Origin of the sequence: Arthrobacter sp. 754, from assembly GCF_040548695.1 — a bacterium.
GTDB lineage: Bacteria > Actinomycetota > Actinomycetes > Actinomycetales > Micrococcaceae > Arthrobacter.
In genome coordinates this window covers 107142-133393 of sequence record NZ_JBEPSC010000007.1, presented here as the reverse complement: position 1 = coordinate 133393, position 26252 = coordinate 107142, and the positions used below count along the sequence as shown (strand labels likewise).

30 protein-coding genes are annotated in these 26252 nt (G+C 64.6%); 17 read left to right on the top strand and 13 right to left on the bottom strand.

The window, feature by feature from the left end:
* Positions 1 to 125: 125 nt before the first annotated feature.
* Positions 126 to 908 carry an oxygenase MpaB family protein gene (locus tag ABIA70_RS19165; protein WP_354149167.1) on the top strand — a complete coding sequence of 261 codons (783 nt, stop codon included), beginning with the start codon at positions 126 to 128 and terminating at the stop codon, positions 906 to 908.
* Here ABIA70_RS19165 and ABIA70_RS19160 read toward each other — a convergent pair.
* The 4 genes from ABIA70_RS19160 to ABIA70_RS19145 all read right to left on the bottom strand — a co-directional run bounded on the left by ABIA70_RS19160 (position 885) and on the right by ABIA70_RS19145 (position 3819).
* A complete protein-coding gene (locus ABIA70_RS19160) occupies positions 885 to 1844 on the bottom strand; it encodes a DMT family transporter (RefSeq protein WP_354149166.1) in 960 nt (319 codons plus the stop codon). The genes ABIA70_RS19165 and ABIA70_RS19160 overlap by 24 nt on opposite strands.
* Positions 1841 to 2446 carry a TetR/AcrR family transcriptional regulator gene (locus ABIA70_RS19155; RefSeq protein WP_354149165.1) on the bottom strand — a complete coding sequence of 202 codons (606 nt, stop codon included), beginning with the start codon at positions 2444 to 2446 and terminating at the stop codon, positions 1841 to 1843. The genes ABIA70_RS19160 and ABIA70_RS19155 overlap by 4 nt, the downstream gene beginning before the upstream one ends.
* A 95-nt stretch (positions 2447 to 2541) precedes the next feature.
* On the bottom strand, positions 2542 to 3114 hold the full coding sequence (locus ABIA70_RS19150; protein WP_354149164.1) for an MOSC domain-containing protein: 573 nt from the start codon (positions 3112 to 3114) through the stop codon (positions 2542 to 2544).
* Between the two features lie 30 nt (positions 3115 to 3144).
* Complete coding sequence (locus tag ABIA70_RS19145) at positions 3145 to 3819, bottom strand: DUF2306 domain-containing protein (protein ID WP_354149163.1); 675 nt, start codon at positions 3817 to 3819, stop codon at positions 3145 to 3147.
* Between the two features lie 140 nt (positions 3820 to 3959).
* Between ABIA70_RS19145 and ABIA70_RS19140 the strand changes: the two genes are divergently transcribed.
* On the top strand, positions 3960 to 4676 hold the full coding sequence (locus ABIA70_RS19140; RefSeq protein WP_354149162.1) for a TetR/AcrR family transcriptional regulator C-terminal domain-containing protein: 717 nt from the start codon (positions 3960 to 3962) through the stop codon (positions 4674 to 4676).
* A gap of 6 nt (positions 4677 to 4682) precedes the next feature.
* On the opposite strand, the gene ABIA70_RS19135 is transcribed toward ABIA70_RS19140, so the two are convergent.
* The 4 genes from ABIA70_RS19135 to ABIA70_RS19120 form a co-directional block, all read right to left on the bottom strand.
* Positions 4683 to 5504 (bottom strand): alpha/beta fold hydrolase, encoded by an 822-nt coding sequence (locus ABIA70_RS19135; RefSeq protein WP_354149161.1) that lies wholly within the window; start codon positions 5502 to 5504, stop codon positions 4683 to 4685.
* 4 nt (positions 5505 to 5508) lie between these two features.
* Positions 5509 to 6555 (bottom strand): hypothetical protein, encoded by a 1047-nt coding sequence (locus ABIA70_RS19130; protein WP_354149160.1) that lies wholly within the window; start codon positions 6553 to 6555, stop codon positions 5509 to 5511.
* Positions 6556 to 6889: 334 nt separating this feature from the next.
* Positions 6890 to 7342: an SRPBCC family protein gene (locus ABIA70_RS19125; RefSeq protein WP_354149159.1), complete on the bottom strand. Its 453-nt coding sequence runs from the start codon at positions 7340 to 7342 to the stop codon at positions 6890 to 6892.
* A gap of 83 nt (positions 7343 to 7425) precedes the next feature.
* Positions 7426 to 7812 carry a DUF1801 domain-containing protein gene (locus tag ABIA70_RS19120; RefSeq protein ID WP_354149158.1) on the bottom strand — a complete coding sequence of 129 codons (387 nt, stop codon included), beginning with the start codon at positions 7810 to 7812 and terminating at the stop codon, positions 7426 to 7428.
* A 119-nt stretch (positions 7813 to 7931) separates the two neighbouring features.
* On the opposite strand from ABIA70_RS19120, the gene ABIA70_RS19115 reads away from it, so the two are divergent.
* Entirely contained in the window at positions 7932 to 8624 is a 693-nt protein-coding gene (locus tag ABIA70_RS19115; RefSeq protein WP_354149157.1) for a Pr6Pr family membrane protein, read from the top strand.
* Between the two features lie 76 nt (positions 8625 to 8700).
* On the opposite strand, the gene ABIA70_RS19110 is transcribed toward ABIA70_RS19115, so the two are convergent.
* The gene (locus tag ABIA70_RS19110) at positions 8701 to 9624 is read right to left on the bottom strand and encodes an AraC family transcriptional regulator (RefSeq protein ID WP_354149156.1); all 924 of its coding nucleotides are present in this window, start codon (positions 9622 to 9624) and stop codon (positions 8701 to 8703) included.
* 276 nt (positions 9625 to 9900) lie between these two features.
* Here ABIA70_RS19110 and ABIA70_RS19105 point away from each other — a divergent pair, with 276 nt between their 5' ends.
* The 6 genes from ABIA70_RS19105 to ABIA70_RS19080 are packed head-to-tail and all read left to right on the top strand — an operon-like array spanning position 9901 to position 16714.
* On the top strand, positions 9901 to 11247 hold the full coding sequence (locus ABIA70_RS19105) for an ABC transporter substrate-binding protein (RefSeq protein WP_354149155.1): 1347 nt from the start codon (positions 9901 to 9903) through the stop codon (positions 11245 to 11247).
* A gap of 26 nt (positions 11248 to 11273) precedes the next feature.
* Positions 11274 to 12242 (top strand): carbohydrate ABC transporter permease, encoded by a 969-nt coding sequence (locus tag ABIA70_RS19100; RefSeq protein ID WP_354149154.1) that lies wholly within the window; start codon positions 11274 to 11276, stop codon positions 12240 to 12242.
* The gene (locus tag ABIA70_RS19095) at positions 12239 to 13159 is read left to right on the top strand and encodes a carbohydrate ABC transporter permease (RefSeq protein ID WP_354149153.1); all 921 of its coding nucleotides are present in this window, start codon (positions 12239 to 12241) and stop codon (positions 13157 to 13159) included. The genes ABIA70_RS19100 and ABIA70_RS19095 overlap by 4 nt, the downstream gene beginning before the upstream one ends.
* A 49-nt stretch (positions 13160 to 13208) precedes the next feature.
* Positions 13209 to 14270 carry an NAD(P)-dependent alcohol dehydrogenase gene (locus ABIA70_RS19090; RefSeq protein ID WP_354149152.1) on the top strand — a complete coding sequence of 354 codons (1062 nt, stop codon included), beginning with the start codon at positions 13209 to 13211 and terminating at the stop codon, positions 14268 to 14270.
* Complete coding sequence (locus ABIA70_RS19085) at positions 14267 to 15238, top strand: carbohydrate kinase family protein (protein ID WP_354149151.1); 972 nt, start codon at positions 14267 to 14269, stop codon at positions 15236 to 15238. The genes ABIA70_RS19090 and ABIA70_RS19085 overlap by 4 nt, the downstream gene beginning before the upstream one ends.
* A gap of 3 nt (positions 15239 to 15241) precedes the next feature.
* Positions 15242 to 16714, top strand: a complete 1473-nt coding sequence (locus ABIA70_RS19080) for a mannitol dehydrogenase family protein (protein WP_354149150.1) — start codon at positions 15242 to 15244, stop codon at positions 16712 to 16714.
* Between the two features lie 88 nt (positions 16715 to 16802).
* Here ABIA70_RS19080 and ABIA70_RS19075 read toward each other — a convergent pair whose 3' ends face one another.
* Positions 16803 to 16979 (bottom strand): CsbD family protein, encoded by a 177-nt coding sequence (locus ABIA70_RS19075; RefSeq protein WP_354149149.1) that lies wholly within the window; start codon positions 16977 to 16979, stop codon positions 16803 to 16805.
* Positions 16980 to 17178: 199 nt separating this feature from the next.
* Between ABIA70_RS19075 and ppk2 the strand changes: the two genes are divergently transcribed.
* On the top strand, positions 17179 to 18117 hold the full coding sequence (gene ppk2 / locus ABIA70_RS19070; protein ID WP_354149148.1) for a polyphosphate kinase 2: 939 nt from the start codon (positions 17179 to 17181) through the stop codon (positions 18115 to 18117).
* A gap of 47 nt (positions 18118 to 18164) precedes the next feature.
* Positions 18165 to 18677: a hypothetical protein gene (locus tag ABIA70_RS19065; protein ID WP_354149147.1), complete on the top strand. Its 513-nt coding sequence runs from the start codon at positions 18165 to 18167 to the stop codon at positions 18675 to 18677.
* A gap of 84 nt (positions 18678 to 18761) precedes the next feature.
* On the opposite strand, the gene ABIA70_RS19060 is transcribed toward ABIA70_RS19065, so the two are convergent.
* The gene (locus tag ABIA70_RS19060) at positions 18762 to 19898 is read right to left on the bottom strand and encodes a glutamate--cysteine ligase (protein WP_354149146.1); all 1137 of its coding nucleotides are present in this window, start codon (positions 19896 to 19898) and stop codon (positions 18762 to 18764) included.
* A 206-nt stretch (positions 19899 to 20104) separates the two neighbouring features.
* Between ABIA70_RS19060 and ABIA70_RS19055 the strand changes: the two genes are divergently transcribed.
* The 4 genes from ABIA70_RS19055 to ABIA70_RS19040 all read left to right on the top strand — a co-directional run bounded on the left by ABIA70_RS19055 (position 20105) and on the right by ABIA70_RS19040 (position 23957).
* Complete coding sequence (locus tag ABIA70_RS19055; RefSeq protein ID WP_354149145.1) at positions 20105 to 21154, top strand: hypothetical protein; 1050 nt, start codon at positions 20105 to 20107, stop codon at positions 21152 to 21154.
* Positions 21155 to 21245: 91 nt separating this feature from the next.
* On the top strand, positions 21246 to 22280 hold the full coding sequence (locus ABIA70_RS19050) for an LLM class flavin-dependent oxidoreductase (protein ID WP_354149144.1): 1035 nt from the start codon (positions 21246 to 21248) through the stop codon (positions 22278 to 22280).
* A gap of 95 nt (positions 22281 to 22375) precedes the next feature.
* Positions 22376 to 23239 carry a PaaX family transcriptional regulator gene (locus ABIA70_RS19045; RefSeq protein ID WP_354149143.1) on the top strand — a complete coding sequence of 288 codons (864 nt, stop codon included), beginning with the start codon at positions 22376 to 22378 and terminating at the stop codon, positions 23237 to 23239.
* 34 nt (positions 23240 to 23273) lie between these two features.
* Positions 23274 to 23957 carry a DNA alkylation repair protein gene (locus ABIA70_RS19040; protein ID WP_354149142.1) on the top strand — a complete coding sequence of 228 codons (684 nt, stop codon included), beginning with the start codon at positions 23274 to 23276 and terminating at the stop codon, positions 23955 to 23957.
* 145 nt (positions 23958 to 24102) lie between these two features.
* Here ABIA70_RS19040 and ABIA70_RS19035 read toward each other — a convergent pair whose 3' ends face one another.
* Positions 24103 to 24276 carry a hypothetical protein gene (locus tag ABIA70_RS19035; RefSeq protein WP_354149141.1) on the bottom strand — a complete coding sequence of 58 codons (174 nt, stop codon included), beginning with the start codon at positions 24274 to 24276 and terminating at the stop codon, positions 24103 to 24105.
* A 195-nt stretch (positions 24277 to 24471) separates the two neighbouring features.
* Positions 24472 to 25017 carry a TspO/MBR family protein gene (locus tag ABIA70_RS19030; protein ID WP_354149140.1) on the bottom strand — a complete coding sequence of 182 codons (546 nt, stop codon included), beginning with the start codon at positions 25015 to 25017 and terminating at the stop codon, positions 24472 to 24474.
* Positions 25018 to 25303: 286 nt separating this feature from the next.
* Here ABIA70_RS19030 and ABIA70_RS19025 point away from each other — a divergent pair, with 286 nt between their 5' ends.
* Positions 25304 to 25864 carry a hypothetical protein gene (locus tag ABIA70_RS19025; protein WP_354149139.1) on the top strand — a complete coding sequence of 187 codons (561 nt, stop codon included), beginning with the start codon at positions 25304 to 25306 and terminating at the stop codon, positions 25862 to 25864.
* 81 nt (positions 25865 to 25945) lie between these two features.
* Positions 25946 to 26200 carry a hypothetical protein gene (locus ABIA70_RS19020; protein WP_354149138.1) on the top strand — a complete coding sequence of 85 codons (255 nt, stop codon included), beginning with the start codon at positions 25946 to 25948 and terminating at the stop codon, positions 26198 to 26200.
* Positions 26201 to 26252 lie beyond the last annotated feature (52 nt).

Sequence of the window (26252 nt, the reverse complement as noted above, 5' to 3'; positions counted from 1 at the left end):
ACGGTCCTCCTTCAGTGTATCGATATTTATCGATGCGTTGGAAGTAGTGGAGTGGGGGCACTCCCAGGCGCCCATCCCGTCGTAGCCCGGTGCCGCCGTCGGCCTCGCTCCGGTACCCTGTTGCAATGGTGCGTGGACTTGCGGACATGGGCGCGGAGGGAATCCTGCTGGCCGGGGCAGGACGGGCTATTCTCATGCAGCTGGCCGACCCCGCTGTGGGCCACGGCGTCTCCGAGCACAGCACGTTCACCGAACGCCCGGTCAACAGGCTCCGCGGCACCCTCACGTACGTTTACGCCATCGTTTACGGCACCGACGAGCAGGTGAAGGAGGTCCGTCGAAGGGTGAACCGCGCGCACGCGCCGGTACGCCGCGCCCCGGATGAAAACTCCGCCGGCTACAGCGCCTTCGACGCGCACGCGCAGCTGTGGGTGGTCGCAACCCTGTACGACACCGCCGTCACCGTCTTCGAGAAAATCTATGGCCCGTTCGACGACGGCACCGCCGATGAGATGTACGGCGACTACGCGAAGCTCGGGACGGCCCTGCAGCTCCCCGAGGAATTGTGGCCGGCGGACCGCGCAGCTTTCCGCCGCTATTGGGACGAACGCGTCCAGGCCCTGCGCGCAGACGACGCCGCCGTACGCGTCGGCCGCGGCCTCCTCTATCCCGGCAGCGCGGCGCTGTGGTACCGCACGGTCATGCCGTTCGCACGCTTCCTGACCGCAGGCCTTCTGCCCGATCAGCTCCGCCGGGACTTCGGGCTGCCATGGAGCCCGGGCCACGACCGCCGGTTCCACCTCACCATGCGCGGCCTGGCAGTGCTCTACCCTCGGCTGCCCAGGCGCATCAGGCACTGGTTCAAGGACTACTGCCTGGCCGAGTTAGCGGCCGACCTCGGCCATTAGGCGCCTGCTGGGCCGAGGGGCGGGCAGCGTCAGGACAAAGAGGCTGCCGGTGATCAGTGCGGCGCCCAGCCACGCCAGTGCCGGAAGCCGTTCACCCACCACCACCACTGCCAGGGCAGCCGCCACCACTGTCTCCGCGAGGGAAACCGTGGTGGCCGTGCTGGCGCGGACGCGGGCCAGGCCCCAGCCGAACAGCACATAGCCGGCGAACATCGGGACAAGCGCCATGTACGCGCCGACGGCCAAGTTCTGCGGTGACGCCAGAAAAGGGGCACCGGTAGCCGCGAGCACGGGCATCAGCATCAGCCCGCCGACGCCGAAGACCGTCCCCATCACCGCCCGTGAAGGTATGCCCGTGCTGATCAGCCGGTGCGCCGCCCACGAGTACAGTGCGTAGGTCAGTCCGGCCAGCAGCCCAAGTGCAATTCCCGCGGAGGATTCCCAGGCCGAACCCGTTGCCCTAGCCGCACCGGAGTTCCCCGCTTCTGCGAGACCTTCGGCGAGACACAGCAGGACGGCCCCGGAGACGCCGAGCACCGCGCCGACGGTCCACCGCCGGGTGAACGGTCTCCCGTCCACCACCCGTTCGACGACGGCGGATGCGAGCGGGGCCGAGCCGATGGAGACGACTGTCCCCACCGCCACCCCGGCCAGATGCATGGAGGAGTAGAACGCAAGCGGGTACAGGGCAACGGCCAGTGCGCCCAACGCCACCGTGGCCCAGTTGCCGCGCAGTGACGGGCTGAAAGCCAGCATGGGCCGCGCGGCGATCGCCGCCTGCAGCAGGCCGCCGAAACCCATTGCTGCCGCGCCGATTGCGAGCGGGCTCACGTCAGGAGCGAAGGTGGCCGCAGTGCCGGTGGTGCCCCAGAGGGCCGACGCCGCGAGGACAAACAGCGCTCCCCACGTGGCTCCCCGGAATCCTGAGGGCTTCACAGGTTACCGATCAACGTGGCAGCGATCCGGCGGGCTTCCAGGATGCAACTGTCGTCGCCTTCGAGCCCGGCGCGGGCCATCGAACCCTCGAGCAGGAATGCCAGGTGCCGTGCCAGGAGTGGTACCCGCCCGGGTGCGTCCGGCAGCAGTTCCGCCAGATGCCCTGAGAGCAGCGACTCCACGTCTTCCTTGTGCCTCCGGACCACCGCCCGTCCGGGGTCCCCGGCCGTCAGCTCGGCCGCTGCGTTCAGCAGGCCGCAGCCTCGGAACCCATTCTCGTACTCCAGATCCGCGTGGTCCGCATAGGCATCGAAGACGGCAAGGATGCGCTCCTCGGGGGTTGTGGCCGTCTCCAGTCTCGAGCGGTACAGCCCCAGCCATTCCTCATGGCGGGCGTACAGGTACGCCGTCACCAGCTCAGCCTTTGAGGAAAAGTTGTTGTAGAGGCTCTTTTTAGCAACGCCGGCCTCGGCTGTAATGGTGTCGATGCCCGTACCGGTCAGGCCGGTGGAATAGAAGCGCCGGGCTGCCGCCTCCAGGAGCGCCTCGCGGGCGGGCCTGCGGGCGCGGGTGGCTGCTGGTGCGGTCTGTTTCTCGGTCACTGACGGTCCTTGGCTGGTGTCGACGCTAGTAGGTAGACCAGTCTACCTACTTTACTCCGCGACCCGCCAGCATTTGCGCCAGGAACGTGGGCGGGCTAAGGAAGACGCGACGGCCGCAGTAGGGTGGGTACCCCTGCGCTCGCCGGGTCGAGCGGAACGGGGCTGACCAGGGTGGCCGGCCCCCGGTGCAGGATGCCGTTCGAGAGGGGAGTGCACCGTACGCCGCCCCGCCCGCGCATCGCCTTGTGGGCGCCGGGTGCGAGCATCTGGTCCATCCAGGCGCAGGGGTGGGCTGGCCGTCCAGCCCGGATCTGCACCAGTTCCCCGCGCGTTTCCAGGCTGAATTCGTGGCCGACCAGAGGTGCCAGATGGGCGCCTCGAAGGACAACATTGCGGCGCGTCAGCAGCGGGTCCAATGGGCCGGACCCCAACTCCGTGGCGATGGCTTCGAGGGCCTCGATCGAGAACAGTGTCACGGCAGCGTCCATGTGAGCGGCCTTGCCGAAGAACCTGTCCCCGACTATGCCTTTCCCGGCAACCAGTTCCACGCGCTCGGCATCCGTGGTGGGGACATCCGCCGCGCCTTCGCGGGCACGGCCGAAATAGGCGTGAGCCGGCGATACGAGAAGGTGGAGGATCTCGACGTCGTACTTAAAGCTTTCCGTCATGACCCAAAACTATCCCGCCGGGTTCCGGCTTCACGCCACATGCCGCCTGTGGATCTGGTACTCGGCCACAGCGAGGTTGATCACCCACGCGGCTCCCATCAGAATGGCCCTCGTGGTGACGTCCGGCGGGCTCGACAGGAGTTCCGGCACGATGAGGATCAGGGCCTGAGTCCCGGCGCCGAGGGCAATGGCGTAGGCCCGGCTCATCCATGCACCGTGCCGGGCGAAGTCACGGCGGATTACTGCCATAACGCCGAGGATGAGGCTAAGCACCATGGCCGAGCCGAAAATGAGCCTGAGGATGAGGAGGAGCTGCCCGTCGCTGGCTGGCAGCGCGTAGAACACGGCCATCCACAAGCCGGAAAGGGCCGTGAGCAGGCCGGCGGGCAGGAGCATTATGCCGGCGATCCGATGCCAGCTGCGCCTTCCCCTGCGGAGGGAGGGAGTGAACTGGAATGCCCCGAGCAGTGAGTAGATGGTGACACTGACGATGTGGATAATCACCGGGGCCGGGGAGTCGAAGAACCTGGCATTGCGTACCGTAACTGAGGCCCCTCCGGTTAGCTCGGCCAGCCGGGCAGCGCCGGCGATGACAGGGATGAGGCTGAGGAGGATCAGGCCAGCGGGCACGAGCCAGGACGGCCGACGTCGGCGGGCGGCTTTGATCTGCGGCTGACGGGGCGCGATCTGTCTGGTCACGTTCACGATGGTCCACTTCCTCCGGGTCCGGTCAAACAGCGGGCTGGATGCCTTCAATGTGTACGCTGTACACCTTTCTGTGACCTACAATAGGTGTACGCCGTACACTGGTCAAGGGGTCAGCGATTAACGGGAAGGGAAATCACATGGGCGAGGCAGTTGCCGTATCCGGGCGGGCGCGCCTGAGCAAGGACCGGGTCCTTGAGGCTGCGGTCTCGTTGGCTGATGAACTCGGCATCGGGGAATTGAGCATGCGCAGGCTGGCCCAGGAGCTGGGCGTGGTGCCGATGGCGCTCTACAAGCACGTGGCCAACAAGGATGAACTTCTTGACGGCATGGTGGATGTGGTTGTCAAGGAAATCGATCCACCCGCGGACGAGCCTGCGTGGCGGGAGGTTGTCCGGCGCCGGATCCTGTCCGCGAGGAGCGTGCTGCTGCGGCATCAGTGGGCCCGGCAGGTCCTCGAAACGCGTACCAACAAGACTCCCGGCGTCCTGGCCTACATGGACTCGTTTATTGGCATCTTCCTCGACCGCGGTTTCTCGGCGGACCTGACCCATCACGTCATGCATGCCGTTGGCAGCCGCATGTGGGGGTTCACGCAGGAACTGTTTGCCGAACCCGCAGACCGGGCCGGTGAGGGCGCAGCAGAGGTGGACACTGCGCTCCAGCTGGCCATGCTGCAGGAGATGTCCAGGCGCTATCCGAATGTCCTGAGGATAGCCATGGCTTCATCCCACGATGAAGGCGGGGTGGTGGGGCAGGGCTGCGACGACCAGTTCGAATTCGAGTTCGCCCTTGATCTCCTGCTGGACGGCATCGAAAGGCTCCACGCTGAAGGCTGGACATCCGCGCGGGGATGACCGGACCTAACCGTCGCCGTCAGGCCTGGAGAACGAGCGCAGAGCCCTGATCCAGGACTCAAAGGCGTCAAGGTGGCTGTCGTGGGAGCCTCCGGCGAGATCCAGGCGCCGGACGTTGCGCCCTCGCCCGGTGAACTCAGACTTGTCGCGCTCGGTGAACATTCCGTGTTCTCCGTAGACCACGAGAGCGGGGACGGTGATGCTCTCCCATTCGTCCCAGCGGGGCGGGATGAGAGCGTTGATGGCGGCAACCATGACATCCGGCTGAAACCGCGGCCAGAACCCATCCGGCCTTTCTTCCAGGTCCGCGGCCCATGCTCGGTGCAGCGCCCCATCCCCCAGATAGGCCCGGGCCGCATCCCTGCTGGGGAAGGGCACCGGCCAGGATCGGAAGTAGTCACCCAGCCGTTCGTTGTCGCGCTCGCTGCCGCCGCCTGCCCCGGATTCGAGCAGGATCAGGCTGGACACCAGGTCGGGACGTGCAGCCGCGACTAGCATGGCGGTGTGGCCGCCCAAAGATTGGCCTGCGAGAGTGACGGGTGCGTTCCCCACCATTTCAATGACATGTACGACGTCGGCAACGAAGGCTTCGCGGGAGAGGTCATCCGGTAACGACGTACTTCTGCCGTGGCCCCGGAGTTCGATCAGGATCGTCCGGAATTCCGGCAAAGCCCGTGCAGTGTCGAAGAATTCCTGTGCGCTGCCGGCCAACCCGTGCAGGACCACGATCGGGTGCCCATCGCGTGGTCCAATGTCGAAGCAGTTGATGCGGATGCCCGGTGCGGTGTCCACGCTGAAGTTGCGGCCCGGGTGGTTGGTGGTGGCCATGAGCTCAGCTGTCTTGTTGTTTCCCGAACCGGCTTACCGTCAGGGCAATCGCTGATCGCACCTCAGGACGGTCCTGCCACGCGCGGAGGTTGTCTGCTGCGGCGTCACCGATGAATGACACGAGTTCCTCAGCCGTAAATAGGCCCACGCCGCGAGGAGACCATCTATCCCCGCTGATAGTCGCAGCACCCGAGGCGATCGCCATGATGGGGAATACACTGACGCCTTGACCAAGAACGGCTCTGTATCGTTCCGCAGCGTCAGCTAATCCGGTGTGGCGATGACCGTCGTCGCCCCTCGTCAGGATCGCCCGGCCCTTGCGGTTCAGCTCCCACGCATAATTTGTGCCTTGACTCAACCACGAGTCAATCAGGTAGACATTGCTTCCATGGGTTACCGCATGCTCCACGTCCAGCCCCCTGCCTCCCGGCGACTTCAGCCCGTGGAATATGTAGGCGCCGGGAATCTTCACCAGTCTGTTCAGAAGGAATCCGATGACCCAGACACTGCTCCGGGTGGAGTCACCGGCACCCCTGCCCCACTCGGTCGGTTGCATCCCGTAGACCCTTTGGCTGGACGTAAGAACTATCTCCCCCGCCTTAAAGATCGGCGCTCCGAACCAGCCAATACCTAACGCCGAAACCAGACCAAGAAGATTCACCGCGGCGGAGTTTTCGTTCCCGTTCGTAAACGACCAGACCGAACCAGCCAGGAACAGGGAAGCCAACACCGAGCCGATGGAAACAAAAGCTTTTCCCCCGATCCAGATAAACAGAGCAGCGACGAGCATCACCGTTGCTCGCAGCAGGTTCAGGAAAAGCGCGTTTTCTCCGCTGTCCGGTGTTGGTCCCAGGAGGCCCATTAACGTGAGGAAACCGGCGACAAGAGCACTGAAGGCCAAGCCCCTGCCGGAATCAGCTTTCCGTTCTGAATTGTGTTCCGGCGACGCTCCGGCGTGTGGAAGTTCGTAACTGCTGTAATCAGTGTTCAGCCATTTCCACTGAGACGTCTTGATACCGAGTCGCTCCAGTTCCGATTTGCTGCTGTCCATTGAGGAATTCCGCCTAAACGTGGATTACTGTCTGTCTGCTTTGCCAGGCGCACACAAGATCCCCGTCAGAGTACACGGCCAGTTCGCGCAGGCACCTTCCGTACGATTGGGGCCACGGGGACCTGACTGACCGCTCCCCACCGGGTGCTGTTCGACCGGCTCGGCACCCGTACCACCAACGGCTACGGGAAAAGCCCGGCCGAGAGGGCTGAGATCGGCCGCTACCTCCTGACGGTGGAGCCATTGTTCAGGCAAAGCTCAACCCATGAAATCAGTACAGACTGTTCAGTCGAGGAAGTCGTGGCGGCTCTAATCAATATCGGGGCCGGCCGGGCTACAGCTTGATTCCGGCAAGATGGCGGTTGCGCGCCTCGATCAGCTGCTTCAGGTAGCGGCCAAGTACCAGCTTCTCCACCAGACGTCCCAACGGACCGAACGGAGCCGCAAATTCGATGCGGTCCACCATGGTGGTGGTCCCCGAGGAATCCTCTTTGAACTCATGGACGTGCCGGAACCGGCGAAACGGGCCTTTGACCTGCTCATCCACAAAATAGTCGGGTGACTGCATCTCGGTGATCCGGCTCGTCATTCGAAGCGGAACGCCGAAGTGCCAGGCCCGCCAGGTCACTTCCTCACCGAGGGAGATCAGGCCGGACGTCACGCCGCTAACGGCGTCTTCACGAGATCCCGCCATGGAGTCCTTGTGGATATCGATACTCCGGGCAAGCTCAAACAGCTCCGATTTCTGCATGCTTGTCCGGGTGGTGCACTCAAAGTAGACGGCCATTCTCAGAGTATTCCAGCTCTGCCACTTCGAGGGAGACAGCGCCGGCGCAAGTGCAGAGTCCCACCGGGGGACAGTCATGGGAATCAGGCTCGGATCCACTCCCGCACAAGATCAATGAATTCATCCTGCCGGGCTGCCGCTGCTTCGGCGCTGGGAAAGATCACCTGGCCGCGGTCCTTACCGATCATTTCCAGCAGCCCGCTCCACTTGGACGGATCGAAATCAAAGGCACTCCGGGTGGCCTTCGCACCACGGTGGAAAATCAGCTGGACGTGATGACGGGGCCGCAGGTTGAATGTGACCCGGTCCACCGAGCCGTAGCAAAAGCTCGGCGCCTTCCACTTGATCTGCTCGGTGATTGCCCCGTCGGCATCCAGGACAGCCAGGCGCAGGGACTCGATCGCAGGCTTCAAGGGATGATCCAGCGACTCAAGAAAAGAATCAACTGCCGGGTTTCGATTCAGCGTCATAACGGACAGTTAAGCACTTCCAGTACCGGCCTCAACGTCCCATCCCGATCACCGCGGGTCTTAAGGCCGTACTGGGCCGCCGCCCGGCCTGCGACACTGGGCGAATGAGCGGCCTCCCGGTGTTGATCCCTCCGATCGAGCGTCACGTTGACGCCAACCATGCTCTGCATCCTGACAATATCTGGATCCGCATGGTCCGGGGCGCGGTCGGAGCTGCCGTGCTCGCCGCGCTGGTGCAGAAAACGTACGATGCCACAGTGCCGGGCAACGACGTCGATGTCGTTCAGCTTTATTCGGAGTTCACGGTCCAGTCGAACCTCGCGCTCGGGATCGGGCTCGCCGTGGCAGCGGCCTTGCCCCGGACAAAGCTGCCGCCGTGGTGGGACCACGTATTCGGCGCCCTCGTTCTATACCTGGTGATGACGGGCCTCATCTACGTCGTCCTGGTTGCACCGCCGGACGAGCCCTGGTGGACCTTGGACATGTACTGGCCGCAACTGATCCACCACCGTCTGGCTCCGCTGGTCGTTGCGCTCGACTGGCTCCTTGTCACGAAGACAGTTCGCGGGCCCGGGTGGCGGCCCCTCGCTTGGCTGGGCTACCCGCTCGCGTTCCTCGTGTTCTCATGGGTGCGCGGAGCCATCGACGGCTGGTATGTATACGACTTCCTCGACCCAACGCTCGACGGCGGCTGGATTGCCATGCTGACGGTGATCGCTGAAGTGCTCGCCGCTTTCCTCGTCGTCGCGCTTCTCGTGCATTTCGCCGGTAATTGGCGCGCTGCGCTCGCAGCCGGACGCGAGCGGCGCTGACTGTTGCCCAGTCGTTGACGGGCCCGACAGCGGGAGGTTCCGCCGTCGTCGTCGGCCGTCCCCCTTGGTACCCCGGTCAGCCCTGCAGGCGCTGGCGGTATTGCCGCGGGGTTTCGCCGGCGTCGTTGAGGAAATGACGGTTGAAGTTGGACAGGTTGGAGAATCCCACTTCGTAGCAGATATCCGAGATGGCCTTGTCGCTGCGCTCCAGCAGGCGGCGCGCATGGGCCAGGCGCAGTTTGCGGACCAGGTCGCTGAAATTCTGGCCGGTGGCCCTTTTGAAGTACTTCGAAAAGGTGGGTTCCGGCATGCCCACCAGGGCGGCGGCCCCGGCCATCGTGACGCTGCCCGCGTGGTTGCTGAAGACATACTCCAAAACGATGTCGACGACGGCGGCACCCTGGCCGTCCAGCTGCGGCCGGAACCATTCGTCCGCAAGGTAGCGCCGTTCCTCCTGCGGCGCACCGGCCAGGATGGCGAACAGGGCAAAGAGGTGCTCAAGCCGCTGCAAACCGGTGGTGGTCCCCATGGCCTCGATGGCCGCGGCGGCCGTTTCGGCTGAACTGCCCAGGAACTCGATTCCCCGGGCAGACTGCTCCAGCAGCGGCCTGACCTCCGCCATCTCCGGGAGCAGGGAAGCCGCCTGTTCCACCCATTTTCCGTCGAACTGGATGACGACGTCCCGCCCTTCCAGTACTTCACCGGGCTCAAGGTCACTGACCCAGTCGTGCGGCAGCCCTGACCCGACGATGGACACATGGCCCGCTTCGAACGTGCCGATGTGGTCTCCGACGATGAACTTTCCGGTGCCCTTGCGGATGAGGTGGATCTCGTACTCGGGATGGTAATTCCACCGGGCCACCGGGCTGGGGTAGCTGTGCTGGTGCCACCGAACCGAGTGGTTGGGGTCCGGCGGGATGACTTCCCGGTTCGCCCGCATGCCCAGCAGCCTTTCGGCCAGCCTGGCCGTTGCTCCGTCGGTGGGGTCGGCGGCAGTCATGGGATCTCCGTTGGTCGGGGCGTTTGTAGAATCTGGACAGCATTTCGGGGGCCTTCCCCCAGATTAGCGGCTGCCAGAGGCTGAAACAGGAAAATTAGTATCAGAAAGTGGCAACCACGGCGCTAGTTGTGCCGTATGCCACAGGCCTATCGTTGAGGAACACCAGCGGGGCACACCGGATTTTCCGGTTATCGGCCCCGACCCCGGTCCCCGGTACATCGACACGGCAGTTGATGTACGGCGACTGCGCACCCCTGAAGAACAAAGGAGTCCTTAATGCGCTCAAAAATGCGTGCAGCGACCCTGGCCGCCGGCGCTTTGTGCGTCGCCCTCAGCGCCTCGGCCTGTGCGGGAGCCGGTGGAGGCAATTCCGCCGGCGATCCCAACAGCATCAACGTCCTGATGGTCAACAACCCCCAGATGGAGGACCTGCAGCGGCTCACCGCGGAGAACTTCACCAAGGAAACCGGCATCAAGGTCAACTACACCATCCTGCCTGAGAACGATGTCCGGGCAAAGATCAGCCAGGAATTCTCCAGCCAGGCCGGCCAGTACGACGTCGCGTCGCTGTCCAACTACGAGATCCCGTTCTACTCCGCAAACGGCTGGCTGGCTCCACTGGACAAGGTGGCTGCGGATCCCGCGTTCGACCAGGACGACATCCTGCCCGCCTACACGGCGTCCCTCACCGGCGCGGACGGCAAACTCTACGGCGAACCCTTCTACGGCGAATCGTCCTTCCTGATGTACCGGAAAGACATCCTGGACGCCAAGGGCCTGACCATGCCGGAGAAGCCCACCTGGGACCAGGTGGCGGACATCGCCGCGAAGGCGGACGGCGCGGCTCCGGGAATGAAAGGCATCTGCCTCCGCGGCCAGCCCGGCTGGGGCCAGGTCTTCGCCCCGCTGACCACCGTGGTCAACACCTTCGGCGGTACCTGGTTCGACAAGGACTGGAACGCCAAGGTCAGCTCCCCGGAATTTACCGAGGCCGTGGAGTTCTACACGAAACTGGTCCGCGAGCACGGTGAACTGGGCGCCGCCCAGGCCGGCTTCACCGAATGCCTGAACAACATGAGCCAAAGCAAAGTGGCCATGTGGTACGACGCCACATCGGCCGCCGGAGCCTTGGAATCCGACGCGTCACCCGTGAAGGGCAAGATCGGCTACGCCCAGGCGCCCATCAAGGAAACCAAGTCCTCCGGCTGGTTGTGGACCTGGTCCTGGGCCATGCAGGCCGCCTCGAAGAAGCAGGACGCTGCAGGCAAGTTCATCGCCTGGGCCAGTTCCAAGGACTACGAAGAACTGGTGGCCGCCAAGCTCGGCTGGGCGAAGGTCCCCTCCGGCAAGCGCATCTCCACCTACGAGAATGCGGAATTCCAGAAGGCGGCCCCGTTCTTCGAGGCCGAGCGTTTCGCCATTGAGAACGCCGACCCGAAGAACCCCGGCGCCCAGGAACGTCCCGCCGTCGGCATCCAGTTTGTTGGCATTCCGGAGTTCGCCGCTCTGGGCACCAATGTGTCCCAGGGAGTCAGCTCCGCCATCGCAGGCCAGGGTTCTGTGGCTGATGCGCTGGCCAAGGGCCAGGAAGCGGCCCAAAAAATCGGCAATAAGTACAAGTAGCAACAACCGAACCGCAGGAGAATCCCATGACTACCGCAACGGCGCGTATCTCCCGATCGGGGCACAGCGCAGCCAAACCATCCAAGAACGCACGCTCGCGCGAACGCGCCCTGGCCTGGGCCCGGCGGGCACCGCTGCTTCCGGCCCTGATCTTCCTCATTGTCGTCACTCAGCTGCCGTTTGTGGTGACGCTGATCATCTCGTTCCTGAACTGGAACAGCCTCAGCCCTGACAAGACAGCCTTCGCCGGGTTGGAGAACTACGCCACGGTCCTCACGGACCCGGACCTGCGCCAGGCAATCTTCACCACCATCCTGCTGACTGTCTCCGTGGTCCTGGTAAGCCTGCTCATCGGCCTGGGCCTGGCCCTGCTGCTGGACAAGAAATTCATCGGGCGCGGCCTGGCCCGGACCCTGCTGATCGCCCCGTTCCTGGTGGTGCCCGTAGCGGCGGCGCTGATTTGGAAGCACGCCCTGCTCAACCCCACCTACGGGCTGATCAACGGCATCCTGACCTGGCTCTGGTCCCTGTTCGGCGGCGCCTCGGCGCCCCAGCTGGACCTCCTGTCCCAGGCACCCATGATGGCCGTCATCGTCTCGCTGGTCTGGCAGTGGACGCCGTTCATGATGCTCATCCTGCTGGCCGGCCTGCAGTCCCGGCCCATGGACACCGTGGAAGCGGCGCAGATGGACGGCGCCACGCCATGGGCCATTTTCCGGCACCTCACGCTGCCCCACCTGCGCCAGTACCTGGAGCTGGGCGGCCTGCTCGGGGCGATCTACATCGTGCAGAACTTCGACGCCGTCTTCACCCTCACCGCCGGCGGCCTCGGCACGGCCAACCTGCCCTACGCCATCTACCAGACGTTCTACTTCGCCAACGAATACGGCCTGGCATCCGCCGCCGGCGTCGTGGTGGTCATCGGCACCATCATCGTGGCCACGTTCGCACTCCGCACCGTCTTTTCACTCTTCAAGAAGGAGGCAGCACGATGAGCACCCTCACCCCCGCCGCACCCCAGAGCGCCCCCTCCGGGCCCACGGCCCTGAACACCGGACGCCCGCCGCGCCGCGGCAAGTCCCGCATGGACCCCACCCGCAACAACACCGCCGCCGGTATCGGGGCCTGGCTGCTCGCACTGCTCTTCGCCGCCCCCGTCGTGTGGATGATCCTCACCTCCTTCCACTCCGAAACCGACGCCGCGACCAACCCGCCGTCCATCGCGGCCAACCTCACCCTGGACGCTTACCGGGAATTCTTCGGCGAAACATCCGGCGTCAGCCCCTGGCCCTCACTGATCAACTCCGCCACCGCCTCGATCCTGTCCACGGTCCTCGTCCTGGTCCTGGCCATCCCCGCCGCCTATGCGCTGTCCATCCGGCCGGTGAAGAAGTGGACCGACGTGATGTTCTTCTTCCTCTCCACGAAGATGATGCCCGTGGTGGCCGCGATCCTGCCGCTCTACCTCTTCGCACGGACCGTGGGGGCCTTGGACAACATCTGGTTCCTCATCCTGATGTACACCTCCATGAACCTCCCCATCGCAGTCTGGATGATGCGGTCGTTCCTCGCCGAAGTACCGGTGGAAATGCTGGAAGCGGCCCAGATCGACGGCGCCAACCTCCTGCTCACCCTCCGCAAGATCATCGCCCCGGTAGCCATGCCCGGCATCGCCGCCACCGCCCTGATCTGCTTCATCTTCAGCTGGAACGAACTGCTCCTGGCCCGGGTCCTCACCGGCGTGGTGGCAGGAACGGCACCTGTCTTCCTGACGGGCTTCGTCTCCGGGCAGGGCCTGTTCCTTGCCAAGGTCTGCGCAGCCGCCGTCGTGATCTCCCTGCCGGTGCTGTTCGCCGGGTTCGCCGCCCAGGACAAGCTCGTCCAGGGCCTCTCCCTCGGCGCCGTCAAGTAAAACCGCCCGGTATCCGGCCCCCGATTCTCGATTCCAAAGGAGTACGTCGATGACAACCCCCACAGCACAGTCCAGCACCCTGGGACACCCCGAACTGCCGGCCACCATGCGCGCCAACATCCTCAAGAGCCAGGGCGACATGGCCATGGAGACCCTGCCCCTGCCGCAGCTCGACGCGGACCAGGTCCTGGTGCAGGTGGCAGCCGTCGGCGTCTGCGGCAGCGATGTCCACTACTACGAGCACGGCCGGATCGGCCCGTACGTGGTGGACCACCCGCTGATCCTTGGCCACGAACTCTCCGGCCGGATCACCGCCGTCGGAAGCGCCGTAGACCCTGCCCGCATCGGCAAACGGGTCGCCGTCGAGCCCCAGCGTCCCTGCCGCAAATGCAAGCAGTGCAAGGCCGGCCGCTACAACCTCTGCCCGGACATCGAGTTCTACGCCACCCCGCCGATCGACGGCGCGTTCGCCGAATACGTCACCATCCAGTCCGACTTTGCCTACGACATCCCGGACAGCGTCAGCGATGAGGCAGCAGCCCTGATCGAACCGCTCTCGGTGGGGCTGTGGGCCTGCGAACGCGCCGGGATCAAACCCGGCAGCCGCGTCCTGATCGCAGGCGCCGGCCCCATCGGCATCATCGCCGCGCAGGCCGCCCGCGCTTTCGGCGCCACCGAAATCTACATCAGCGACATCGCCGAGGACCGGCTCGCGTTCGCCCTCAAACACGGGGCAACGCACGCGCTGAACGCGAAGACGGACAGCACGGAAGGGCTCGACGTCGATGCCTTCATTGACGCTTCCGGCGCGCCGCAGGCGGTCCGTTCCGGGATCAAAGCCGTGGGTCCGGCCGGCCGGGTCATCCTGGTGGGGCTGGGGGCGGACGACGTCGAACTTCCGGTTTCGTTCATCCAGAACCGGGAGATCTGGCTCTCCGGCGTTTTCCGCTACACCAACACCTGGCCGCTGGCGATCCAGCTGATCGCCGACGGCAAGGTGGACCTGGACATCCTGGTCACCGGAAAGTTCACCCTCGCCGAATCCGAGGACGCACTCAAAGCCGGCAAACAGCCCGGCCAGCTCAAAGCCGTGGTCTACCCGGGCCGATGACTGTCATCACCGTGATCGGCGAGTCCCTCGTCGACATCATCAGCGACCCGCGCCAGGCGGACCACGCCCGGACCCGGTCAGTGAAGGCACACCCCGGCGGCAGCCCGCTCAACGTGGCAGTGGGGGCTGCCCGGCTGGGCCTGCAGACGAGCCTGGTGACCCACTACGCCGATGACCGGAACGGTCAGATGATCGAGGAGCACCTGCAGGCCAACGGCGTCACGGCGATCGTTGGCGGCAGCGCACCGACGTCAACGGCAACCGCCACGCTCAGTTCCGACGGTTCCGCCACGTACGCCTTCGAGATCAGCTGGGACTTCAACGGGGCATCCCTGCCCGCCCTTGCCGCCGTCGAAGGGTCCGCCCACGTCCACACCGGTTCAATCGCCTCAATGCTGGGGCCGGGGGATAAGGCCACCCTGGCGCTGGTGCGCGCGGCACGGGGGTTCGCGACGGTCAGCTACGACCCCAACTGCCGGCCCGCCATCAGCCCGGACGTCGCCGCAGCCCGAGAGCAGGTTGAACTGTTCGTGGCGGCCAGCGACATCGTCAAAGCAAGCGATGAGGATCTCGCCTGGCTGTACCCTGACCGGACTCCGGAGCAGACCATGGCGGCGTGGCTGGAGCTCGGCCCGGCCCTGGTGGCGCTGACGCGCGGCGCCGCCGGCCCGGTCATCCTGTCACGGCAGGCGAGAGTGGAAATGCCCGCCGAGCACATCACCCTGGTGGACACGGTGGGAGCCGGCGACTCGTTCATGGCCGCGCTCATCTCCGGCCTGGCCCAGCTCCAAGCCCTTGGACCCGGCGGGAGGCAACGGCTGGCAACCCTGGACAGGGAGGAGCTGCACGCCCTCGCCGGCTACGCCAACCGCGCCGCGGCCATCACCTGCTCCCGGCCGGGAGCCAACCCGCCACGCTCAGCTGAATTGGGTTCCTTGACCGGTTCCCTCACCGCAACGGAAGGTTAGACAATGCCTGCACTCGAATCCAGCGTACTTTCCGGATTGCCCTCTTCCGTGGCGGTACCCACTTACGACCGCTCCGGCCTGACCGCCGGCATTGTCCACTTCGGCGTGGGCGGTTTCCACGGCGCCCACCAGGCCATGTACCTGGACCGGCTGATGAACGCCGGCAAGGCGCATGACTGGGCCATCTGCGGTGTCGGGGTCCTGCCCGGCGATGCCCGCATGAAGCAGGTCATGGCTAGCCAGGACGGCCTCTACACCCTGGTGGTGAAGAACCCGGACGGAACCCGGGAAGGACGGGTCATCGGTTCAATCATCGAGTACCTGTTCGCCCCCGAGGACCCCGAAGCCGTCATCGAGAAGATGGCTTCGGAGGCAGTCAGGATCGTCTCGCTCACCGTCACCGAGGGAGGCTACAACTTCCACCACGTCACCGGGGAGTTCGACGCCGGCAACCCCGACGTCGTCCACGACCTCCAGCCGGGGCACCCGCCGCGGACAACATTCGGCCTGGTCACCGAAGCCCTCGCCAGGCGGCGGGCACGGGGGCTTGCTCCGTTCACTGTCATGTCCTGCGACAACATCCAGGGCAACGGCGATGTGGCGCGGAAGATGTTCACCGCTTTCGCCAACCTCAAGGACCCCGCGCTCGGCGGCTGGATTGAGGAGAATGTACCCTTCCCGAACAGCATGGTGGACCGCATCACGCCCGTGACCACGGACGCCGACCGCGAGGCCATTGCCGAAGAATTCGGGATCGAGGACGCCTGGCCGGTGGTGTGCGAGCCCTTTGAACAGTGGGTCCTGGAAGAGAACTTCAGCCTGGGCCGGCCTCCGTTCGAGGAGGCCGGGGTACAGCTGGTGGCAGACGTTGAACCCTACGAACTGATGAAGCTGCGCCTGCTTAACGCCAGCCACCAGAGCATGTGCTACTTCGGCTATCTCGCCGGCTACCGCTATGCCCATGAGGTGGCGCAGGACGACCTGTTCGCGCAGTTCCTGCTGGGCTACATGGACAAGGAAGCCACCCCCACGCTGCACCCCGTCCCGGGCATCGACCTTGATGCCTATAAGCGGACGCTTATTGAGCGGTTTTCCAACGAACATGTGCGGGACACCCTGGCCAGGCTGTGCGCCGAAAGCTCGGACCGGATCCCCAAATGGCTGGTTCCGGTCATCCGCATCAACCTGGAAAACGGGGGAGAGGTCAGCCGGTCCGCGGCGATCGTGGCCAGCTGGGCCCGCTACGCCGAAGGGACCGACGAACAGGGAAACCCCATCGACGTCGTTGACCGGCTGAAAGAGCCGCTGATGGCAGCCGCGGCACGGCAGCACGAGGAACCGCTCGCCTTCATTTCCAACCGTGAGGTGTTCGGTGACCTGATCGACAGCCCGGTCTTCGTGGCCGCGTACACCAAGGCGTTGAATGATCTGCACAGCGGCGGAGCCAGGACCGCCCTCGAAGCGCTGAGGCCCTGACAGCAAGCCATGACAGCAAGCCCTGACAGCGAGGAAGGGTGCCACCCCGCGTGGGGTGACACCCTTCCTTTGCTGTATCTACAGCCGACTAGTCCTTCTTGAAGGCGTCCTTGACCTTTTCGCCGGCCTGCTTCAGGTCCGCCTTGCTTTGGTCGGTCTGACCCTCGGCCTTCAGGCCCGGATCATTCGTGGCTTCCCCTGCGGCTTCCTTGCCCTTGCCGCCAAGCTTCTCAGCAGTGTTCTCAATCTTGTCATCCAGACCCACGGTGATACTCCCTCCGATTGGTTGCTGCAGGCATCCGCCCGCCGCTTACTCTTTCATCGTAAACCCGAATCGGGCTAAATGCTAAGCATGCTGACTTAATGGACGACGGCGGGGTGTCCCGCCGTCGTGCTGACACCGTGGTGAGTGCCGGACCGGCTTGTTATGATTCCGACGGCAGGCAAGTCTGGAGGGAGACCCGATGGCGCAGGGAAGCAGCAGCCCGTGGACTCCCGCGGACCAGTCGTGGGTCCGGGAAAACCTTCGTGAGGCCATAGACCAGCTGGTGAAGCTGGGATACAGCGTGCGCGGCGGGGAGGGCGAGGACCCTGAGCTCATTGATCCCGGGGGTTCGGCAGTGGAGACCTGGCGGGAGGGCTACCCCTACGACGAGCGGATGTCACGCCAGGAGTATGAGCTTGAGAAATACCGCCTGCAGGTGGAACTGCTGAAGTTCCAGTACTGGGGCCAGGACCAGGGCCTGAAAAACGTGGTGGTCTTCGAGGGGCGCGATGCCGCCGGCAAAGGCGGAACAATCAAGCGCTTCACCGAGCACCTGAATCCGCGCTCGGCAAGGACCGTGGCCCTGAGTAAACCCTCGGACCGTGAACAGGGCCAGTGGTACTTCCAGCGCTACATCCAGCACCTGCCGTCCGCGGGCGAAATCGTGCTCTTCGACCGTTCCTGGTACAACCGGGCGAACGTGGAGCGGGTGATGGGCTTTTGCACGGAGGACGAGTACCAGACCTTCATGGGCCAGGCGCCCCTCTTCGAGAAAATGCTGGTCGACTCCGGCGTCCACCTCCACAAATTCTGGTTCTCCGTGACCCGCCACGAACAGCGCACCCGTTTTGCGATCCGCCAGATTGACCCGGTACGGCGCTGGAAGCTTTCGCCGATGGATCTTGCCTCCCTGGACCGCTGGGAGGCGTACACACAGGCCAAGGAACAGACCTTTCTGCGGACGGACACAGACCACGCTCCGTGGATCACCATCAAGTCCAACGACAAGAAGCGCGGCCGGATCAACGCCATGCGCTGGTTCCTCAACCAGTTCGACTATGAGCAGAAGGACACTTCGGTGGTCTACGAGCCCGACCCCCTCATCGTGCGGCGCGGCCGGGAAGCCGTGGGCGACTGAGCCTTGCGGCTCTGGGAAGCGGCCCGCCGCGGGCGTACGATCGGCCCATGATGGACGCTGACGAGGCTGAACTGCGGCGACGGCTGGCGCCCCTTGCACCGTACCTGCGTGAACTGGGGCTGCGGACGCTGGAAACCTATGCCGCGGCCGGGATCCTCGACGCCATCCCTGGCACCACCTACCCGGTGGCGGACGCGCTTTTCACCCGGGAGGGTGAGAACTTCACCTACCACCCGCATGGTGCGGTCTACCTGAACGTCACCAGCGGGGGAGAGCTGCAGCTCGCCCTCCCGCACGGTGCCGTTCCCCTGCAGGAAGGCATCACGAACTACCTGCAGCTGGCCCATGAACCGGATCTTGAAAATTCCAGGCCGCTGGACGGAGCGACTGAATGGTTCCCGCCGCCGCGCTTCGTCCTCGTCGCCGAGACCTCCCGGCTGTACATAGCCGCGGCCGGCTCCATCATGCGCGCCAAGAACACAACCGGTTTTGTGCCGCTGGAGCAATATGTCAGCGAAAGGGCGAACCTGTTCGTCGAAGGCTTCCTGGCAGCCATCTGAGCCACGTGTTGGGCGGTCTCGAGGGGTGCGCCGCCCACCGGCAGAGCCGGGAATTCATGGAGAGTTCACGTAACGATCCGGCCGTTAAGCGGCGGCTGCTCCGCCAACGACGAGGTGCTCCGCAAAGTCCCGGTGGGTCAGGGCAACAGCGTTGGCGACGACGTACGCCAAACCGCCATGCGGGAAGGCCTGCCGTTGCCGGGTGGAGCCAGTACCTTCGTTGAGGATCCTCTGCAGTGACTCCGCAACATAACCGGTGTCCCCGGCCTCGTCCAGTGCGTCCTGGACATGGTTGCCCAGAGCGGTGAGGACGGTCCGTGCCGCCGCGGGCCGGTGCATCAGCGGATGGAGCAACTGCCCGTGCACACCGAAGCGGCTGGCCAGCCACGCGCCCTGGCGCAGTATGGCCGCGGGGACCATGTCCGGTTGCTTTCCTGCCTGCCATTCCCTCGCCGCCGTCTCGACGAGCGCCCGCACCAGGGCCGCAATCAGGACGGCATCCCGCGCGTCCAGGCAGATGTCAGAAACCCGGACCTCAACTGTCGGGTGACGGGCCGACAGGCGGGCATCAAAATCCGGGTTGGCGACGACGCCGGTGACCGCGAGCCGGCGCACCAGCGAGTGGTAGGCGGCGGCGGAGCCGAAGACCTCAGCCGGCCCGGCGCTTGACCAGCGGTTCCAGGCCTGGGTCCGGAAACTGGCATAGCCGCTGTCGGTACCGTCCCAGAACGGTGAATTGGAGCTTAGGGCAGTGAGCAACGGCAGCCAGGACCTGATCCGGTCAAGGACCGCCACCCCTTCCTCGTCCGAGCTCACGGACACGTGGACGTGGTATCCGCAGGTCAGCTGCTCCCGGGCTGTCAGGGCAAACTTGTCCAGGAGCGCGTCGTACCGGTCGTTCCTCGTGGCGTGGGGAGTGACGGGCAGCGGCGACGTCGCCAGCGCAGCCAGCCTCGAACCTGCCTTGCGGGCCAGCGAGTCGGCATAGCTCCGGCCCGCCCGGATATCGCCGGCCAGTGCGGTCAGGCTGCTGTGGGGACGGGTGATGACTTCAAGCTGCTCCTGATGGAGTTCGGCCGCAAGTGTGGGGAGGGATGAGGCGAGGCCGAAAGAATGATCGCCGGGATCATGGAGCCGCAGGAGCTCCCCGGCCAGTGGGAGGGCCCGGCCGCTGGTTGGGTCAACGATCAGGAATTCTTCTTCAACACCGAATGTACGCACGAGCTAAGTGTGTGGGACCGGGACGGGGGCGAAAGCCGTGTTCATGTGCCGTCCACCTTGGAACGGCGCGCCTGGAACGGCGCGCCTGGGACGGCGCCCCTGGCCGGCCGCGACAGTGTTCACTGCCACGCAACCTGAGCGTCGGCCCGCGTTGGTCTGCGGCGGGAAGTCTGTTCACGCACCCCTCCATGAAGTTAGGAATCCCCATGCGCCTGAACAGATTCAGCACCGCCGCCCTGGTGGCCCTCATCGCAGCCGGCGTCGGCGCTTCGGCCCTGCCCGCCAGCGCCGCCGAGGACAAGGCCCGCGGCGAGCAGGCTTTCACCTTCGGTGTCATCGGCGACATCCCCTACGGCGCAGCCGAGATCGCGAAGTTCCCGGCCCGCATCCAGGACATCAATGCCGACAGCGAGCTGAAGTTTGTGGCCCACGTGGGCGACATCAAAAACGGGTCTTCGGTCTGTTCAGACGAATACTTCGAGCACATCCGCTCCGAGTTCGACACGTTCGAGCACCCGCTGGTCTTCACCCCTGGCGACAATGAATGGGTGGACTGCCACCGGACCAACAACGGCGCGTACAACCCGCTGGAGCGGCTGGACAAGCTGCGCGAAGTCTTCTTCAACGAACCCGGCAAGACCCTCGGCGAGACCATGCCGGTCAAGACCCAGGAAACCCTCGGACTGCCGGAGAACGTCCGCTTCACGCAGAACCGCGTGGCCTTCTCCGTGGTGAACATCCAGGGCAGCAACAACTCGCTCCTGCCGTGGACGGGGCTCCGCCAAACAGCCGCAACGCCGGAGCAGCTTGCTGAAGTGGAACACCGGATCGAGGCTGACCTGGCCCAAATCCGCGAAACCTTCCGTGATGCCACCCGCCGCAACGACCGTGCGGTGGTCCTGATGACCCAGGCCGACATGTTCGACCCGTCATTGCTCGAGGCCGCCCTCGCCAACCCCGAGACCATGTCCGGCTTCCGGGAGATCGTCCAGACCATCATCGCGGAGACCAACCGCTTTGACGGCCCCGTCTACCTCATCAACGGGGACAGCCACGTGTTCGCCCAGAACCAGCCACTGGCCGAAGGTTCGCCCTGGCTTCAGGTCTACGGCGGCGTCTCCGGAGCGGACAACCTGCAGCACATCACGGTGGACGGCTCCAACAACGCCACCAACTACGTCAGGTTCACGGTGGCAGGGAACAGCGCCACCGGCACCGAGGTCCTCTCCTGGGACAAGGTCCCCTTCAGCGGTTAACAACAGATGGTGAGTGGACGACGGCGGCATCCGCCCGCCGTCGTCCGCCCGCCTCAGGAATGAATTCAGAAGATTGAATGTTCAACTAACCATGGACTTTGGCATCTTCACCTTCGGCGAACTTTCCCGCAACGTCACCACAGGCACCGGCCTGTCACCGCAGCAGCGGCTCAAGGAAATCATTGAACTGGCCAGGCTGGCGGATCAGGCAGGCCTCAGCTTCCTGGGGCTGGGGGAGCACCACCGGCACGACTTCGCCGTCTCCGCCCCGGAAATACTGCTGGCGGCGATCGCCCGGGAAACAACCAACCTCAGGCTCAGCACCGCCGTCACCGTGCTGTCCACGCAGGACCCCGTGCGGCTCTTTGAACAGTTCGCCACCCTCGACCTGATCAGCGACGGACGGGCCGAGATCATCGCCGGCCGCGGGGCCTTCATCGAGTCCTACCCGCTGTTCGGCCACCGGACCGAAGACTACGACGGACTGTTCGAGGAAAAACTCCGAATGCTCCTCGAACTGCGGGACAACGCCACCCTGACCTGGCGGGGTGACCTGACCCAGAGCATTCCGGGCATGGACATCGCGCCCAGGCCCCTGCAGGAAAAGCTCCCGGTCTGGGTGGGCGTCGGCGGAACGCCGGCAAGCTTCGCCCGCGCCGGACGGCTGGGCCTTCCCCTGTTCATCGCGCTGTTGTCGGGGCCGGAACGGTTCCGCCGCCTCGCGGATCTCTACCGGCACAGCGCGGACGAGGCGGGTCACGATTCCGCCGCGCTGCAGGTTGGAGTGGGCGGCCATTTCTACGCTGCGGCCACCTCGCAGCAGGCCCGGGACACCTTCTACCCGCACTACCGGGCCTACTTCGAACAGAACATGCCCCGCCCCGTGGACCACTTCCCACGCTCCACCTTTGACGAATGGAGCGAGCCGGGCGGCGGGCTGCTGGTGGGAAGCCCGCAGCAGGTTACCGAGAAGCTCCTGGAAATCCACCAGACCCTCGGCAACAGCCGCTACATGGCCCAGATCGGTCTCGGCGGGCTGCCGTTCGCAGAAACCGCCCGCTCCATCGAGCTGCTCGCCACCGAAATCATGCCCGCGGTAAACCGCGAGATCGGCACCGCTGATTAACACTGTGGGTAACATGATGATGTTGCGGTCCAACAACGTTGTGGCATGTTCCCGGCCAGCTGCTCGCCGGCCGCGCGGGACTCAGAGGAGCTTCAGTGCAGTGGAAACCCAGGGCCCTGATCCTGGACCTTTTTGGGGGGTATCTCCGCTATGCCGGAGGCGAGGTCAGGCTAGCTGACATCACCGAGCTCCTCGCGGTCTTCGACGTTGAGCCAGCCACCGTCCGGGTTAATCTGTCCCGTCTGCGCAAGGAGGGATGGTTTACTACGAGACGTGTCGGGCGTGAAACGGTTTACGCCCTGACCCCGCACTTGCTGGAGCTTCTGGACGAGGGGCGTGCGAGAATCTTCCGACGGCGGGACGAGGACTGGGCGGGGCGCTGGACCATGGCCATTTACCAGGTCCCGGAGTCCGATCGTGCCGTCCGGGAACAGCTCCGGAAGAAGCTCGCGTGGCACGGTTTCGGGCAGCTGTCGCCGTCGACCTGGCTGAGTCCGCACGACCTGATGTCCGAGGTCCGCGAAATCGCCGCCGCGCACCCGTCGGCGAAAGTTGATGCGCTCTCCTGCGGGACGGGGGATCTCCGGGTGGATAGGGAGCTTGCCGCGCGCTGCTGGGACCTGGAGGAGCTGGGCGCGGACTACCGGCTGTTCATACGCACATATTCAGCCCTCAATGACGAGGTCCGGAATGCCCGCAGCGATGGCCGGGAGGCGCTCGTTGACCGGATGCGTATCATCGGCGACTTCCGGCGCTTCCCGTTCCGTGACCCGTACCTGCCACGCGAGCTGCAGCCGGAGGAATGGCCGAGCGGCGAGGCCTACCGGCTCTTCGGCGCAGTGCACCGGCAGCTCGGGCCGGCCGCTTCGGCGTTCGTGTCCGGGATCATCGGCCAGACGGTCGGGCAGGGCGAGGAAGTAGTCGCTGAGCAGACTCTGGCGGTGTCTGAGCGGCCGTAGGCTGGAACCGAACACCGATAACCGGGAGGATGACATGACCGAGACCGCAACATCCGGGACCCTGGGTGAAGTGTTGGCGGAGCTTGCCGGGCTCGAGGACCCGAGGGTGCGCGAGGCGAACGGAAAGCGCGGCGATGACCACGGGGTGAACCTGTCCCAGCTGCGCGCTGTCGCCAAGCGGCTGAAGACTCAACAGGAACTTGCCCGGGCGCTGTGGGCTACCGGCGACACAGCAGCGAGGTTGCTGGCGCTGCTGGTCTGCCAGCCAAAGGCCTTCGAACGGGACGAACTGGATGCCATGCTGCGGGAGGCGCGCGCGCCCAAGGTGCACGACTGGCTTGTGAACTATGTGGTGAAGAAGAGTCCGCACGCGGAAGACTTGCGCGTGGCCTGGACAGCGGACCCGGATCCCGTGGTCGCAAGCGCGGGCTGGGCCTTGACCAGCGAGCGGGTGGCGAAAAAGCCGGAGGGGCTGGACCTCCCGGGGCTCCTGGACACCATCGAGGCCGAGATGAAGGAAGCTCCGGATCGGCTGCAATGGGCGATGAACACCACGCTGGCCGTCATCGGGATCGAGCACCCCGAGCACCGGGCCCGGGCGCTCGATATCGGCGAACGGCTTGAGGTCCTCAAGGACTACCCGACGCCGCCGAACTGCACCTCGCCGTTCGCGCCGATCTGGATCAACGAGATGGTGCGTCGGCAGTCCAAGGCCTGATCCCGGCGGGGCGGCAGGCTCGCACGCGAAGTCACCGCACGTACCAACGCCTTACAGAACAGGAAGCGTACGACGCCGGGAGGTCCCGGCGTCGTACGCTTCCAGTTCTTTGTGTGGAACAGTTCAGGAGTTTCCGGCGGTGATGCTACCCGCGGACGCTGACAGTGAAGGTGTTGGGGCCGCTGCAGTGAACCGCGATGTGGCCCTTCGGGGCGTTTGCCCTGGCCGAGAGGTCGTTGACGATCCCCTCGAGGGTGTGGTCGATGGCCGACCGGTCCCAGATTTTCAGCGTTACGGAGTCAGTGGTTTCAAACGTCATTGTCAGTACTTTCGCTCATGCAGTTGACGGCCCCTTGTCGTCTTTGAAGGAGCCGCATCCTCGTCGGTGAGGATTGCTGATCTTGGTAATGCGGGAGTGAAGTCCCTTGATCATGGTTCAGGTTCACCTCCGGCGTTCGCAACTGAAAAGGCACAAATGTGAGGGATTACACGCTCTGGCGCACCGGCAGGCGCCTTAGTTACGAACGGCGGCGTAAAGGTTCAGGGACGCCGAAAAAACCAGCCACGAAACGTTCGGCAGCATCAGCACCCCGGCCGTCCGGCTGATGGGGCCGAAGTACGCCACCGTCAGGACCGCGGTGAGGAGGAGAGCTGCGAGAACCGCCAGGGCCAGCCAGAGCGCTGTGGTGCCCAGCAGGGGATACAGCCCGAAGAATGTCATGGGCCAGAGCAGGTTCAGCGCGAGCTGGATTCCGTAGAACCTGAGCGCTACCCGGCCCGGCAGGAGACGCTGCCGCCACACCAGCCATGCAGCGACGGCCATCGCCGCGTACAGCGTGAGCCAGACATACGTAAACATCATGCCCGGCGGACTCCAGGGCGCAAGTTCCATTTGCGCGTACCAGCTTCCGCCGGTGGCCGCGCGGACTGGCATTGATCCCACCAGAGAAACGGCCCAGGACAGCGCCAGGAACCCTAACAGGGCGGCGAGCTGCTGCAGGCCGGAGGGCTGGTCCGATACTTCCGGTCCAGGCGTTCCGATGGGGACATTTGCAGGCACTGACCCACTGTGGGCAATGGCGGGCATCCGCGTCAAACCGGCGGTGTTTGAGTTCCAAATTATGATGGACGCGGCCTCCCGCCAAGCGTAATCTTTCAGCGGGGCACGTTACGAAATGCCCTCTATTCGAAGGTGCCCCGACATCTTATCGGGCGCCAGCTTTTGGGTCCACGCGCTGGGGATGAAGGCCCGCCGTGCCGCCGTCGGCGTCGGTGCCGATCCCGGCCGAGAAAATTCCACGCACCCCAAGCCTGGAAATCGTGTTGCTTCACAAAGAGGTCAAGCAATGAAAATTTATGTCCGTCGATTCCTTATGCTTTTCGTCGCCGCGCTGATCGTCTTCATGACGGGCGTTTCGGCCGCACAGGCGGCCAGCCCGCACTTCAAGAAAAACGGCGAACCGGTCTGTACCATCTCCTACCCAGCGGCCGCCACAGCATCCACAACATGCCATACGGTGCTTGCCGGTCTGGGAAATGATGATCTGCTGGCAACAGTAACTGTCGGAGGGTTCGCCGTTTACCAGTGCGAAAACAATGGCGGCCAGCAGGCGCCGGGACAGAATAAAGTCGTCGAAGGTCCCGTCACGGCGCCAACGTTTATCGACAGCGATGCGATCAAGAACGGTAACCTCACCCTCGACACAAAGGCGGCAGTCCTGGCAGCCAAGGACACCGTAACTGCCACGGAGGCGGGTTGCCCGAATAACAACTGGACGGGCGTAGATCCCGTCCTGACGGTGACCCGAATTGATCTTGTCATCGAACAGCCACTCGGAACGGTGATCTTCAGGTGCAGCGCCTTCAACAAGGACGGCCTGACGAGCCCGGTGACGCTCACCTGCTAGTAACCACAATCTAGTCACCATGGAACGCTGGCGGGGCTTCGGGCCCCGCCAGCGGTCTGATCTTTTGAAAGGAACGTTGAAATGGGAAAAATTGCGCGGAGCGCCGTCACCGCAGCGGCGTTGGGAATCCTGGCATCATTGAGCGCCGCCCCTGCTGCACAGGCCGCTAACGACCACGCCAGTTGCGTGGGAATTATTGTTTCCACGGAGGCTTCGGCGGGGACACTGGACGTAGACAACTACAAGGCATTGGCGGGCGATGCGCCGTTCGGAGAGTTCGTCTCCTTCGGGGCAAAGCTGCATGAGGGGTCATACGAAGCGTGCGTTCCGCAGTAATGCTCCTCCCCTGAGCCAAACCCGTTGACACCTTTGTCCTGCCGGGCGTAAT